The sequence below is a fragment of the Nostoc sp. genome (assembly GCF_036917555.1).
GTDB lineage: Bacteria > Cyanobacteriota > Cyanobacteriia > Cyanobacteriales > Nostocaceae > Nostoc.
Map to the genome: position 1 here is coordinate 18,837 of NZ_JBALDD010000039.1, position 13,418 is coordinate 32,254.

The window sequence follows — 13,418 nt, forward strand, 5'->3', positions numbered from 1 at the left end:
TACGGTTCATTTATCGGAGAATAGTTTTATATAATATGGTGTCTTTGTACACAAACTTCTCTAGTTCAAACAGTAGCAATACTAAGCAACTTTTTGCCCGTAGGTCATTTCTACCAGAGCATCATAACGACCTTTGGAAGATTGAAACGGGTTTTGTCAGAACTTTTAGCTATCTGGAAGATGGCACAACTGTTGCTTTGGGATTGTGGGGGCCTGGAGATGTCGTTGGTAAGAGATTGTCAAAATTAGAACCTTATCAGATGGAATGCCTAACTAAAGTGGAGGCAACAGTTTTACCTCTAGAGGAGTGGACTGAACTAACAGAAACTCTACTTGCCCATATCCAACAGGCTCAAGAATTGATGATTATTCGTAGCCATAAAAAAGTGGATACTATGCTCATCAAGCTATTGGCATGGTTATCCAAAAAGTTTGGTTCGGAAGTTGAGAAGGGACGTTTAATAGATATGCGTCTGACTCATGAAGACCTGGCGGAAATGCTCGGTTCAACTCGTGTGACTATCACTCGTGTTCTTGGGCAGTTTGAGCAAGAGGGCTTGATCGATCGTCTCTCCCTGCATCGAATTGTATTGCGAGAAGAAGAAATTTGGTACTATGAAATTTAAATTATTTCAGTAAAACCAGCTATCGCCTTCAGCATTCGGCTTGCCCACAATTCTAAGATTCAAGGATTCTAGGTAAGCTAAACCGCTAGAAATTTGTGGCACTGTTCCCCGTAGTTCAATGTCAAAGCATCCTTCTGCATCTGTATTTGGTTGTAACATAGCTTTAGTAATATTAACTACCAAGCCGGAAGTAGAAATTAACTGCGAAATCACGGGCGCTTGCAGATAGCATTTGGGAATATGTATCCGCAGACGAATCTGAGTAACTTGGCTTTTTTCGTAAACTGAAGAAACTAGTGATAATCTGTTTTGAGAATTGGTTTTTTGGTTATTTAGTGCTGCCATTGGATAGTGATGATTTTATTAATTAGCGTAGGCGTAGCCCGTCGTAGACATCGCTATAAACGCTGAAATTATGAAGAATATAGCCGCCTTGACATTCCCATACCCATTGTTGTTTTTCGTCCAATTCCTGCATACAAAGCAAAGTCAGCTAAAGCGTTAATTTGCTTAATTTGAATTGGTTCAATTTCTCCCAAAATCTTATAGGTAACTTCGCCAATAATACCAATAAATTTGCTGCGGGAGTCAGCTAATATTTCTGTATGAATATTGACAAATGAGGGAAATATTGACTTGATCGCAATCTGAGTAAATTCTATACTACTGTATTTATTCCACCGCGAAAGTAGGGAATTAAAAACAGATTCTCTGGTAGTAAGGGTACTGTCATACTGTCCTTGACGGAAGGCAGTAGGTGTGGAGAAGCTAAGGTTAATCGAAGAATTGCATTCGTTAGCTTCTTCGTATAATTGAGCATAAATAGTGGCATTTGCCCAAGGTTGAATAGATTGAGGTGTGCCTTGAATGCTGGTAATATACAAGTCAGCCGGGCCAAGATGCCAAGGACAATTGGGATTAAGATTTAGCCAGAGTTGAGTAAGTTTGCCAAATAGAGTGTCATCTAATAAAGAGATGCGCCACCAACAAAAAGTTCCGGCCCGAATGGGTTGTTGATGTGAGTATTGCAATTTAGATCCCCCCTTACCTCCTTTCAAAACCAGAGAGTTTGTATGACTAATTTGTAGAGGCGAGAAGGTGAAAGCTTTGTCAGCAGTGGAATCGTGCAAGCGATCGCCCAATGTGCTATCTACAGAACTAACGAGGGTTAAAAATAGGGTGTGGAGATGTCTACCTGTAATATACTGTGGTGGAATGGGTGATTGAGGTAGCAAATTCAACACTAAACTATGAGGCATACTTTCTCTTTTTGGTTGTAGACTGAGTGCTTCTTGACTCTACAGTAAACTCAGGGATTTCCTGGAGTTCAGTTTCACTCAAACTATACTGTTCACAAACTAAACTGAGACGATTTCCTGGGGTTTTGACAGCGTTAACCGAATGGGTTAAATCACCTTGAAAATAAACTAAAGTATTGAATTGGGGCTTAATTTGCCCAAGTTGGCGTTTGTGCGATCGCAATACCAGTTCTCCCCCTTCCATATCTGCTGGTACTCGCACATAAAGGACACTGACAACCGCAGGTGGTTCAATGGTTTTGGAGTAAGAACGTAAGGAGCGATCAATATGCGGATCGACGCGGGAGCCTTCTTTGAGTTGTAAAGGATTGAGGTAAAAAGCATTACAATTCGGCTGGAGAGCCAAATCTAGGTAAGGCTTGAAGTAGGGAAACTGCTGTTCTACTTTTGCTAATCCAGAACGCTGAAACACTACAGAAAATCCTTTAGTGGCGACAAAATCGCGGTTGAGGTTGTTGATAGCAAAGTAAGGACAAGCTTGGATTTCTCCCCACAAGTTGTTTAAGTAGTCGCTGGGGAAGGCGTTGGTTTGCTGTTGGTAGTGTTTCACTGGGGACAGAGGAGCGATCGCTGAATGTGGTATCTAAAATTTTAAAGACTGTCGAGTGATGATAGTAGTATTCTTTTAGTGAGAAAAACTACGTATTAGACTATTAGCACTTTGTAAAAAAGTGAAGTTCAACGCAAAATCTGGTCAATCATCCGATTTGCTTGAGAACCATAACCGCCACCAAATAAATTGAAGTGATTCAAAATGTGATACAGGTTGTAAAGCGTTTTTCTCTTTTCATAGCCTGCATCTAAAGGAAACACTTTGTTGTAACCCTTATAAAACGCTGCTGGGAACCCACCAAACAATTCTGTCATGGCGATATCAACTTCTCTATCTGCAAAATAAGTTGCTGGATCAAATATCACTGGTTCCCCCGATGCAGTATACCCAGCATTTCCGCCCCATAAATCGCCATGTACTAAAGAAGGTTGCACCTGATGATCCGCTAATAGTTCAGGGATAGCTGCTAATAACTTGTCTTGTTGGGGAAAATTACCTCCTCGTCGCCTTGCCAACTGAAATTGATAACCCAAGCGATGTTTAATATAAAATTCTGTCCAGTCTGCTGTCCAAGTATTGATTTGCGGCGTGGAACCAATTGTATTGTTAATTTTCCAACCAAAATCTTGACTGCTGCTAGCTTTATGCATTACCGCTAACTTGCGCCCCATCTCTTCCGATGAATTGCTGTTACCGCTAGCAAGTTCCAACCATTCCAGGACGATGTAGCTAGAATTATCAGCAGTACCCCAGCAAATTGGTTTGGGAATGCGAATACTTGCTGTTGCGATCATTTCCTCTAAACCCAACGCCTCAGCTTCAAACATGGCAACTTGGGATGCAAGGTTTTGTTTGACGAAGTAGGTTATCTCACCATTAGAGACAGCATAACCTTGGTTGATACACCCGCCACCAACCGATCGCCGTTGCTGACTCTGAAATTTTTCGCCAGTTATCTGGCTAATATGGGTGTCGATTTGAGTCCACATCATGCAATTTTGGATTTTAGATACTTCGGCTTACCTCGGCTCCGCTCGGCACAAGTCGCTCAGTACAAGTTTTGGATTTTGGATTATTAACTGGGCATTGGGTACTGGTTATTAATTATTGTCCTCTTTCACATACCCAATATCCCATTCCCAATTTTTAATTTACGGCTTGACAAAAACTACACCATAAGCATCTGGAGATAGATACTCTTTGGCTGCTTGCATCAAGTCTGTTGCATCTTGGCTTTGAATGATCGCTGGGTAGTTAAAGGCGGGTTCCAAATCTCCCACCAAAGATTGATAATAACCATACAACCCAGAGCGATCGCTTGGTGTTTCGTTACCAAATATAAATCTGTTAGCGACTCGCCGCTGCACACGAGCTATTTCTGATTCTGTTACCAACTCTGTTTGTATTTTGCCAATATGTTGAGCGATCGCATCCTCTACAACTGGTAAATTTTCCACTGCACATTTAGCTGAAATATAAAATATCCCTTGTAGCTCGTTGCTCATGTTGCTCACAGAAATTGAAGAAACTAATCCCCGTTCTTCCCGTAAATCCCTCACCAGTCTTGATGTCCGTCCGTGTCCCAAAATTCCTGCTAAAACATCCAATCCATAAGTGCGATCTAACTGAGTCATTCCTGGAACCCGCCAAACCATCACTAGCCTTGCTTGCTGTAGACTTTCATCGATAAATTCTCGACGGACAATTTCTGAAAATGGTGACTCAGGATTCAGGGGGGAGTGGGCAGAGACGCGATTAATCGCCTCTGTACTGGGAAGTAAGGAAGGTGGGACTCCCTCTGGGGATAAGGGGGAATGGGGAGTTTTATTAGCTTTTGTAAATCCTTCCGCAACAGTTGCAATTAATTCTTCTACAGGCAAATTGCCCACAGCCACGGCAGTAATTGACTGGGGTTGATACCAATTAGCATGAAAATCTCGCATCTGCTGGGGTTTAAGTCCGGCAATCACTGATTCTGGCCCTAATACCGCACGGCGATAGGGTAGATGATCAAAAGCTGTCTCCATCGCCCGCCGATATGTACGTCGCTGGGGATTATCCTCTGAACGCCTAATTTCTTCTAAAACTACTAATCGCTCACGTTCAAAGGCATCATCAGGAATACTCGCATTCGATACTACATCTATCTGTAGTGGCGCAAGCTCGGCAAAATCTTTGGGAGCAGTAGTTATATAGTAATGAGTATAGTCTTGGCTAGTAGCAGCATTGGTTACAGCACCCCGTTCTTCAATTCGACGTTCAAACTCGCCGCTAGCCAGTCGTTCAGTTCCTTTAAAAATCATGTGTTCTAAAAAGTGAGCCATGCCATTAATGGCATCAGGTTCTACAGCAGAGCCAACTTTAATCCATAAATTGAGGTTTACGGCTTCAACTGGCATTTGCTCGGCAATGATTGTCAAACCATTGGGCAACTGGTGCAGCGTCGGGGCATTGAGACGGGGAAATTTTTGCAGGGTTGAAGTCATTGCTACTTGTGTGTGAGGAGCATGTTACTCTCTTATCTTATCTGCGACTATAAAATAAGCACTGCGATCGCTTGCAGTATTCGACAGTCTGCGGCAGGTAGGTTATAAACTTTGCTGTTGGATTATACAAATAGCACTCCAACCCAAAGAGCGCAAAGGGCTTGTTTTGTTTCCAAAACACTGGGTGATAGAGCGCACCTTGGGTTGGCTTGTTTGGTATCGGCGATTAAACAAGCACTACGAACTAGTCCCTGTAACAGCAGAGACATTTGTCTACCTTGCCATGATTCGGATTATGGTGAGACGATTGGCATAAAATTTTACCCTTTATAACTTTTCTGACATCTTCTAAGACTTTGGTTTATAAGTCGAAGCAACGTGTAATTCTTTCAACTGTTTCGCATCTACACTCGAAGGCGCATCTGTTAACAAACAACGTGCTTGTTGTGTCTTTGGAAAAGCAATGACATCCCGAATGGATTCTTCTCCAGCTAGCAACATTACCAAACGATCTAAACCGTAGGCGATGCCACCATGCGGCGGTGTACCATATTCAAATGCTTCTAAGAGAAAGCCAAATTTATTTTGTGCTTCTTCAGGAGATAAACCGATCGCTTCAAACACTTGCTGTTGAATTTCTCGCTGATAAATCCGCAGACTTCCACCGCCAACTTCCACACCGTTGAGTACCAAGTCATAAGCTTGGGCGCGTGCAGTTTTTAAATCGTTCAAATCATCAGGATGCGGTGCTGTAAACGGGTGGTGCAGTGCTTCTAGGCGTTTTTCGTCACCATTCCACTCGAACATCGGGAAATCTGTAATCCACAGCAAGTTGATTTTTTCTGGATCGATTAAGTTAAATTCTCTAGCGATCGCTTGTCGTAATCTATCTAAAGTTTTATTAACTGTAGCAGCTTCCCCTGCCCCAAACAACAACAAATGTCCAGCTTTCGCACCTGTGCGGCGTAAAATTTCTTGTTTTTGTTCAACGTTGAGGTTGTCTTTAATCGCCCCAATGGTGTCAATTTCGCCATCATCCCTGACGCGGATAAAAGCTAAACCTTTAGCACCGGCTTCACTGGCTTCTTTAAATAAGTCGCCACCTGGCTTAATGCGGACATTAGAAATTACATCGTTACCGTTGGGAATGGGGAGAATTTTGACGATACCACCATTGGTAACAGTGTCCCGAAAGACTTTGAAACCAGAGTCTTTGACGATATCTGAGATATCAACTAATTCCAAACCATAGCGTGTATCTGGTTTATCACTACCATAGCGTTCCATCCCCTCAGCATAAGTGAGACGGGGGAAAGGGCGCTGTAACTCAATGCCTTTAACTGTTTTGTAGATATGGCAAACTAAATTCTCATTTAGTTCGATAATTTCTTCTTGGGACATGAAGCTCATTTCCATGTCCAACTGGGTGAATTCTGGTTGTCTATCAGCGCGTAAGTCTTCGTCACGAAAGCAACGGGCAATCTGATAATATCTATCTAAGCCGGATACCATCAGCAATTGTTTAAAGAGCTGGGGTGATTGCGGCAAAGCATACCACTCACCAGGATTGACGCGACTGGGTAGAACGTAATCCCGCGCCCCTTCTGGGGTAGAACGGGTAAGAATTGGGGTTTCGACTTCGATAAAACCTTCCAAATCTTCTAGATAACGACGCATGGCTTTGACAATTTGATGACGCAGTTGCAAATTTTGCGCCATGCGTTCGCGTCGCAAATCCAAATAACGATATTTCAGCCGTAAGTCTTCCCGCACTGTTTCGGTGTCAGCTACAGAAACTTGGAAAGGTAACTGTTTGCGAACAGCATTGAGTAGTTCAATTTTATCGGCGTAAATTTCCACCTCGCCTGTGGGGATGCGGATATTCAACGATTCTTCGGGACGTTGTGTTACCCTACCAGTGATTTCGACAACATATTCATTTCGCAGGGCGTTCGCATATTCGTAAGAATCTGGGGTGCGTTGCGGATCGCTGACGATTTGGACAATTCCAGAGCGATCGCGTAAATCTAAAAATATCACACCACCATGATCGCGGCGACGGTCTACCCATCCGTAAAAGGTAACAGTTTCTCCAATATGTTCTTTTCGGAGTTCGCCGCAATAGTGAGTTCGCATAAGTCTTAGTTATTGTTTCCGGGCTAGATTGGCAAGAAAATGTCAAAGCCTTCCCATTATCTAGCATCAATAGTAATTGTAGTAGTTCTGGTGAAATAAAAAATCAAATAATCTCACACTATATATACAGCAGTTTTTTTTGGAGGCAGGAGGCAGGAGCTAGGAGGCAGAAACTCTTTATATCTGACTTGGATGTACTTGTGGCGCAGATATCTATATTTTTGTTTCAGGGGACAGTGATGTTGTTGGTGATGTCTCTTTTACTAGCGATCGCAGGATTTACAGCAGTTTTCATGTATTTGAAGTACACCTGTCGTAGGGGCGCAAGGCCTTGCGCCCCTACTGCGTGGTCTATTTACTATTTTGGTTGATTAGGACGATTTTCTTGAGGAGAGGCTCCACCATCGCCAAGAGGATGAGGTGGAATACCTAATGCGTCGATCAACTGTTGTTCAGTGACACCCAGCTTTGCTGCTGCGGCTTTCAAATCAGGTCTGGGTGGGCGTTGACTGCGATCACCTGGATTTGGCGGATTGGCAGGAACTCCCAACGCCGCTTTTAACTGGGCTTCTGTAACTCCTAACTTTGCCGCCGCCGCTTTCAAATCAGGTCTGGGTGGGCGTTGATTGCGATCGCCTGGATTTGGAGGATTGGCAGGAACTCCTAATGCCGCCTTTAACTGGGCTTCTGTAACTCCTAACTTTGTCGCCGCCGCTTTCAAATCAGGTCTGGGTGGGCGTTGATTGCGATCGCCTGGATTTGGAGGATTGGCAGGAACTCCCAATGCCGCCTTTAACTGGGCTTCTGTAACTCCTAACTTTGTCGCTGCCGCTGCAAAATCAGGTCTGGGTGGACGCGGCTGTTCGTTTGATGGTTGGTTGGGCGGTTGTGGCGCCTGTACAATTCGCTCGAATTGATTAGCGGCATTTGCTTGATTGAGTGAAAGAAAACCAAATGTGCCAAACAGAACAGGAATCGCTGTTACTACTAGTAGTCTACGAATATTCATCATTAAATCTCCAAAGGTTTATATTTCTAATTAAGTCTTCTCAAAATAACAGTTTGCCCTGTTTCTAAATTACAGTTTTGTAATTTAGAAACAACAATACTCTGATGAGATCGCCACTGAGGACGAGGCGAAATGCAAGGGTGCATCAATTAACGGTTATTGCGTTCTACCCGGTTTTTAACTGCTTCCTGATTATGAGGTTGAGGACGTTGGGAAGAACGCTTTTTGTGATGTGGACGGGGTTTAGAATGTCTGATTTGTGGTTTTTTATCAGATATTTGCCGTTCGTTGGGCTGTTGTGAAATCTCGGTGTTCCGATGAGATGGATTAGCGGCATTTGCCTGATTGGGTGCAACAAAACCGAATGTACCAATCAAAAAAGGAATCGCTGCTACGGCTAAGACTCGACGGATATTCATAAAAATCAACCTTCAAAAGCTAGGGTGTTCATATTTCTAATTGAGCCACCTCAAAATTACAGCTTTATTATTTTCTAAATTACAGTTTTGTAATTTGAATAAAAAATAATGAATTTAGAATAGAAGAATATATGAATTAATAAAAGCTTGTGAACGTTCTGTTTGTTGAAGATGAAGCGAAAATTGCTAACTTTGTCCGGGCTGGGCTAAAGGAGCAGGGATTTGTTGTAGACTACTGCGATAACGGTGATGACGGATATCTGCGGGCATTAGACAACGAATATGATGCGATTATACTCGACATTATGATGCCGGGAAAAGATGGACTATCGATTCTAAAACTATTACGGCGGCAAGGTCGAAATGCTCCAGTGATTTTGTTGACGGCTCGGAATGAACTAGACGATCGCTTGCAAGGGCTAAATTTGGGAGCGGATGACTATATCGCTAAACCGTTTTTTGTGGAAGAGTTAGCGGCTCGAATTCATGCGGTTGTGCGCCGGAGTGTAAGCGAGCGCCAAAATCTGCTTTGCGTTGGGCCGATCAAACTCGATCGCATTACTAGGGAAGTCACTTGCAATCATCAGGCTATAGAACTCACCAGCCGCGAGTTTAATCTTCTGGAATATCTTATGCGCTCTCCCGGACGGGTTTTCACTCGTACTCAAATTTTGGAACACGTTTGGGGCTACGACTTTAACCCCAACACCAACGTTGTGGATGTTTGTATCCAGCGAATTCGTAAAAAGATTGATCCCATTGATGAAGCAGTCTGGATTGAAAGCATTCGAGGGGTTGGATATCGATTTCGTAAGCCAGATTCTTGATCATGAAACTTCCTTCATTTCGACTCCGTATTGCTCTGTTGTCTGCGGCTCTAGCTGGCAGCACATTAGTCGGATTTGGTGCAGTTTCCTGGTTTCAGATTTACAATGCTAAGATTAGCCGCTTGGATGCAGAACTATTAAATCATTTGATGCGGGCAACTCCGAACTTTCCTCCACGAGAGCAACCTCCTGGTGGTGCAGCGTCTCCCAGAAGAGAAAGCTCAGGCGATCGCTCGCGATGGCAGTTTTACGAAGATTCATTATCTTATGCTTTCGGAACCAATACAAAAACCCCCGTCGCCCTGGTGGTGCTGGACGCAAACAACAACAACCTTTATCAATCAAACTCCCTACCTGCCGACCTTGAGGTGAATCGTCTGTTGCTTAAGCGTCTTGAGTTGACACCTCTACCACCGCCCCCAAAGAGAGAACCACCACCTTTACCCTCTAATACAAATCCATCGACCCAGCGGCCACCTCTGATTCGTCCACGCCCACCTCAATTTGTTACTCAACAGACAACAACAGCAGTCTGGCGGATGGGGGCAGCTAAATTTCCCAATGCTCAGATTGCCATTGCCATTAGCTTGCAAGCCGTAGATCAAGAAATGGCTACCATTCGCAATATCTTCCTGGTTTCAATTCCGGGAGCGTTGCTACTAGTTGCAGTGGGAGCATGGTTGGTTTCTGGTGGTGCTTTGCGTCCCATCCGGCAATTAACGGGTGTAATTCAACAGGTAACTGTCAAAGGGCTAGATCAGCGAATTCCCATTGGGACAACTGATGTTGAATTTGTCGAACTGATTCAGGTGTTTAACCTGATGTTGTCACGTTTGGAACGTAGTTTTACCCAAGCTTCCCGCTTTAGTGGTGACGCGGCCCATGAACTGAAAACCCCACTGACTATTTTGCAAGGCGAACTAGAACGAACACTCCAACAGGTTGATCCCGGTAGTGAAGTACAACAGCGCTTAAGCAACCTGTTAGATGAGGTGCGCCGCCTGAGTGGAATTATGCGAAAACTCTTGTTGCTATCTCTGGCAGATGCCGGAAAAATGAGCTTGTATCTAGTTGACGTGGATATGTCTGAGTTGCTGATGGAGATGCTAGAAGATGTGGAAATGCTAGCTCCCCATTTGACAGTGCAAACTGACTTTATTGATGGGTTGCGGGTAAAAGGCGATCGCGATCTTTTAATTCAAGTTTTGCAAAACCTATTTAGTAATGCGATCAAATACAATCTCACCAACGGCTGGATACTGATTCGCGCTCATCAAACTCATTTAACTCTTCACGTTACCATTGTCAATGCATCAAAAGATATTCCCCTAAGCGAACGCGAACGCATTTTTGACCGCTTCTATCGCGGCGATCCCTCACGTAACCGCAAGGTCGAAGGAATCGGACTAGGACTGAGCCTAGCCCGAGAAATTACCAGGGCACATCGTGGCGACCTTACTCTTGACTTAACACCTTCTGGTCAAACAGCGTTCACCCTCACCTTACCGATGAAGTAATACCAATTTGAAAAAAGAATGCAACACATAGATAATACCCGTCCCTAACCCCGCCCAAAGCATCGGGGAGGGTGTGCGTCAGCGTGGGTGGGTTATCTGTCATAAACATTTTTTGAATTGGTATTAAATAATTGAGCGATCGCTCGGTACTGACATTATTTTAGTGGACGCAGAAGTGTAATTTTGCCCATGCCCGTTTCTTGACTAAGTTGTGCCACGTAGAGATTTCCATTCGTGGGATTCTCAATCAAATCCAATGGACTTGGATTAAAACCAGTGAAGCCACTAATACCCGTTTGGGAATTTACAATATCCAAGTTTGGGCCACCTGGGGTTAGCACAATGATGTCTTTCCCTGAACTGAAGCGTGTCACCAGCAGTTTGCCTTGCAGCTGATCGCCTAAAACATGACTGCGATATTCAATAATGCCATTAGGTGAAATATGCTCTCCGAAATCGAAGGCAATACCCTTCCAATTTCGGTCAGGTAGAGTACCAATGGGATATTCCTTGATCTGAACTGGATCTGTACCATCTGTAGGATTTCCTCCACTCAACACCCACTCACAACGCTTCGGATTGGGATGACCGTAATAACCATTTTTAACAACGCGAAACAGAAAGTCTCGCTGTGTGCCTAGACTGCTAAGAGCAGGCACAGATGGACTAGTATATGCCCCATTAGTAGCTTGATCAATACGGTTTTGACAGGCAAGAGGTAGAGGGATAGGTGTATTTGGCGTATTGCCACCAGCTGCCGAACCATTTGTTGGCACATACAACTGACCATTGCTATGCCAAACCAGATCGTAGCCATTACGTATACCGCTAGCAAAGATAGTTACAGGCGCTCCCGGATTAAAAGGGTTATAAGTACCTCCATCCTCAGTCTTAACGCTTAAAGGAGGTGAGGTGATTTTGGACAGGTCAACTCGTAATACAGCAGCAGTTAACAATTGCTCAGGACGATTACTCCAAACCGTGTTTGGTGCGCCGGTACTACTATTACTACCCTGCAACACATACAGCACATTTGGCTCATTGGGCTTAAACGCAATGCTATTGGTTAGATGATCTCGGCTTGATCGCGGTAAATCAACCACATAGTCTTTTACTGTCTCTAGATTGGTACCGCTTAAACGAGTAATTTTACCACTCCACTCTGGTGCATCAACAGTACTATTCCAGTAGTAGTTATTTGTTACCCAGAGAATTAGGTTGCTAGCATTTGTTGATGAGGGATCAAAGTGCATACCAATGATCGTTCGATTACCACCATTTGCAGTCTGCAATGAGGTAATCGTTTGTGGCTTACCCAGAGTGCCATCAGCATTGATCGGGAAACGCAAAATCTCACCTAGTAAGGTGGCAGCATAGAGTTTATTGTCAGGCCCAATCAATACTGTCGTGTAAGGTTTGACAGGTACATTCGCTAGTGAGACTTGCTCGAAGGTAATATTGCTTACTGGGATCACAAACGTGCCTGTTGTGAAACTGATGCTATAGGGTAAGAATGCAGCACCATTGCTATCTTTAACCCCATCGGTAATTTGTAACAAGTATTTGGTATTGTTCTTGAGACGATTTATCGGAGACACTACAATCACATCTCCACCACCGGAAGTGTTGTAATTAGTATTGACTTGCGTGTTAGTACTGCTATCTATCAGCTTGATGGTTGAGGCGGAAATGGTATTAACCGCAATCCCACTATTGGGGAGATTTAGGTCTGCTGTAATCGAGATATCTGGCGACACGTTTGTCTCACCATCATTAGGATTAGTCGTTCTGATCGAGGGACGATTACCTGGTGCGATCGCAATATAGTTGAGCTTGGTATTCTTACCACCTTTAGCATCAATTGTGAGCTTGCCATCGGCAACATTAACAATTCGAGTAACTGCGGCAAACTTTTTGGTTGCCGTTGGTACGAAAGCAGAAATAGCAACCCTCCCTTCTATATTAATCTGGTGCTTACTATTTGTAGTATCACTAGCATCACCAACGCTAACAGTCACATTGTAGGAACCATTAGATAGGGCATATTCCCAAGCGGCGGGTATCTTGACTGCTGTTCCCGAATTGCTAGGAGGATATTGTAGATGAATTAGTCTATTTAGTCGCCGATCGATGCCACTTTGGTTGCGATCGCGTGTATTGAGTTGGATATCAAGGGGAGTGGGTGTAGTATTGCCTAAGCTATCTTCACGCACCCAACCAAAGCCTCTAGTATCATTGTAGGCTTGACCGATATCTTTAATATACCCAGATGGTACAGAAGCGTTATTTGGTTGAAAAGCAATCCCTTGAACAATTGCTAATACGAGTATTTTGGGTTTGATCTTGTAAATCATAGTATGCCTTGCTGTTGTGTTCGTAGTTGATACGTGAGTAGTCCATTAACATTGGCCAAGAATCTACAATGATTATTCCTGGCAATCCTTCACTGGCTATAAACGAACGTAATGACTGCAAGTCTTAGGGAACCCACTTCTGGAAACTGTATAAAAATTATTTAGTAATTAC

12 protein-coding genes and 1 pseudogene are annotated in these 13,418 nt (G+C 43.7%); 4 read left to right on the top strand and 9 right to left on the bottom strand.

The window, feature by feature from the left end:
- Positions 1-35 precede the first annotated feature (35 nt).
- Positions 36-626, top strand: coding sequence for a Crp/Fnr family transcriptional regulator (locus V7K60_RS16525; protein WP_334926937.1), 591 nt, complete (start codon positions 36-38; stop codon positions 624-626).
- 6 nt (positions 627-632) lie between these two features.
- Here the strand turns inward: V7K60_RS16525 and V7K60_RS16530 are convergent, their stop codons facing one another.
- From V7K60_RS16530 to V7K60_RS16550, 5 genes are all read right to left on the bottom strand, one after another.
- Positions 633-971, bottom strand: a complete 339-nt coding sequence (locus V7K60_RS16530; RefSeq protein ID WP_334926938.1) for an NIL domain-containing protein — start codon at positions 969-971, stop codon at positions 633-635.
- Positions 972-1,039: 68 nt separating this feature from the next.
- Positions 1,040-1,885: a CRISPR-associated endoribonuclease Cas6 gene (gene cas6, locus V7K60_RS16535; protein ID WP_334926939.1), complete on the bottom strand. Its 846-nt coding sequence runs from the start codon at positions 1,883-1,885 to the stop codon at positions 1,040-1,042.
- Positions 1,875-2,495, bottom strand: a complete 621-nt coding sequence (locus tag V7K60_RS16540) for a 2OG-Fe(II) oxygenase (RefSeq protein WP_334926940.1) — start codon at positions 2,493-2,495, stop codon at positions 1,875-1,877. The genes cas6 and V7K60_RS16540 overlap by 11 nt, the downstream gene beginning before the upstream one ends.
- A 128-nt stretch (positions 2,496-2,623) precedes the next feature.
- Positions 2,624-3,487, bottom strand: coding sequence for a fructosamine kinase family protein (locus V7K60_RS16545; RefSeq protein WP_334926976.1), 864 nt, complete (start codon positions 3,485-3,487; stop codon positions 2,624-2,626).
- 162 nt (positions 3,488-3,649) lie between these two features.
- Complete coding sequence (locus V7K60_RS16550) at positions 3,650-4,984, bottom strand: M16 family metallopeptidase (protein WP_334926941.1); 1,335 nt, start codon at positions 4,982-4,984, stop codon at positions 3,650-3,652.
- A 172-nt stretch (positions 4,985-5,156) separates the two neighbouring features.
- Between V7K60_RS16550 and V7K60_RS16555 the strand changes: the two are divergent.
- Positions 5,157-5,300 (top strand): annotated as a pseudogene (locus tag V7K60_RS16555) (IS5/IS1182 family transposase); the annotation flags it as partial.
- A gap of 32 nt (positions 5,301-5,332) precedes the next feature.
- Here V7K60_RS16555 and aspS read toward each other — a convergent pair.
- From aspS to V7K60_RS16570, 3 genes are all read right to left on the bottom strand, one after another.
- Entirely contained in the window at positions 5,333-7,120 is a 1,788-nt protein-coding gene (gene aspS, locus V7K60_RS16560; RefSeq protein WP_334926942.1) for an aspartate--tRNA ligase, read from the bottom strand.
- Between the two features lie 358 nt (positions 7,121-7,478).
- Complete coding sequence (locus V7K60_RS16565; RefSeq protein ID WP_334926943.1) at positions 7,479-8,132, bottom strand: hypothetical protein; 654 nt, start codon at positions 8,130-8,132, stop codon at positions 7,479-7,481.
- A 146-nt stretch (positions 8,133-8,278) separates the two neighbouring features.
- Complete coding sequence (locus tag V7K60_RS16570; protein WP_334926944.1) at positions 8,279-8,548, bottom strand: hypothetical protein; 270 nt, start codon at positions 8,546-8,548, stop codon at positions 8,279-8,281.
- 149 nt (positions 8,549-8,697) lie between these two features.
- On the opposite strand from V7K60_RS16570, the gene V7K60_RS16575 reads away from it, so the two are divergent.
- Positions 8,698-9,375, top strand: a complete 678-nt coding sequence (locus tag V7K60_RS16575; RefSeq protein WP_334926945.1) for a response regulator transcription factor — start codon at positions 8,698-8,700, stop codon at positions 9,373-9,375.
- Between the two features lie 2 nt (positions 9,376-9,377).
- The gene (locus tag V7K60_RS16580) at positions 9,378-10,892 is read left to right on the top strand and encodes an ATP-binding protein (protein ID WP_334926946.1); all 1,515 of its coding nucleotides are present in this window, start codon (positions 9,378-9,380) and stop codon (positions 10,890-10,892) included.
- Positions 10,893-11,047: 155 nt separating this feature from the next.
- Here the strand turns inward: V7K60_RS16580 and V7K60_RS16585 are convergent, their stop codons facing one another.
- Positions 11,048-13,246 carry an Ig-like domain-containing protein gene (locus tag V7K60_RS16585; RefSeq protein ID WP_334926947.1) on the bottom strand — a complete coding sequence of 733 codons (2,199 nt, stop codon included), beginning with the start codon at positions 13,244-13,246 and terminating at the stop codon, positions 11,048-11,050.
- Positions 13,247-13,418 lie beyond the last annotated feature (172 nt).

Coding starts and splice junctions, on each gene's coding strand:
- V7K60_RS16545 (WP_334926976.1), bottom strand. CDS start 3,487: ATGTGGACTCAAATCGACACCCATATTAGCCAGATAACTGGCGAAAAA.
- cas6 (WP_334926939.1), bottom strand. CDS start 1,885: ATGCCTCATAGTTTAGTGTTGAATTTGCTACCTCAATCACCCATTCCA.
- V7K60_RS16580 (WP_334926946.1), top strand. CDS start 9,378: ATGAAACTTCCTTCATTTCGACTCCGTATTGCTCTGTTGTCTGCGGCT.
- V7K60_RS16565 (WP_334926943.1), bottom strand. CDS start 8,132: ATGATGAATATTCGTAGACTACTAGTAGTAACAGCGATTCCTGTTCTG.
- V7K60_RS16585 (WP_334926947.1), bottom strand. CDS start 13,246: ATGATTTACAAGATCAAACCCAAAATACTCGTATTAGCAATTGTTCAA.
- V7K60_RS16525 (WP_334926937.1), top strand. CDS start 36: ATGGTGTCTTTGTACACAAACTTCTCTAGTTCAAACAGTAGCAATACT.
- aspS (WP_334926942.1), bottom strand. CDS start 7,120: ATGCGAACTCACTATTGCGGCGAACTCCGAAAAGAACATATTGGAGAA.
- V7K60_RS16550 (WP_334926941.1), bottom strand. CDS start 4,984: ATGACTTCAACCCTGCAAAAATTTCCCCGTCTCAATGCCCCGACGCTG.
- V7K60_RS16570 (WP_334926944.1), bottom strand. CDS start 8,548: ATGAATATCCGTCGAGTCTTAGCCGTAGCAGCGATTCCTTTTTTGATT.
- V7K60_RS16530 (WP_334926938.1), bottom strand. CDS start 971: ATGGCAGCACTAAATAACCAAAAAACCAATTCTCAAAACAGATTATCA.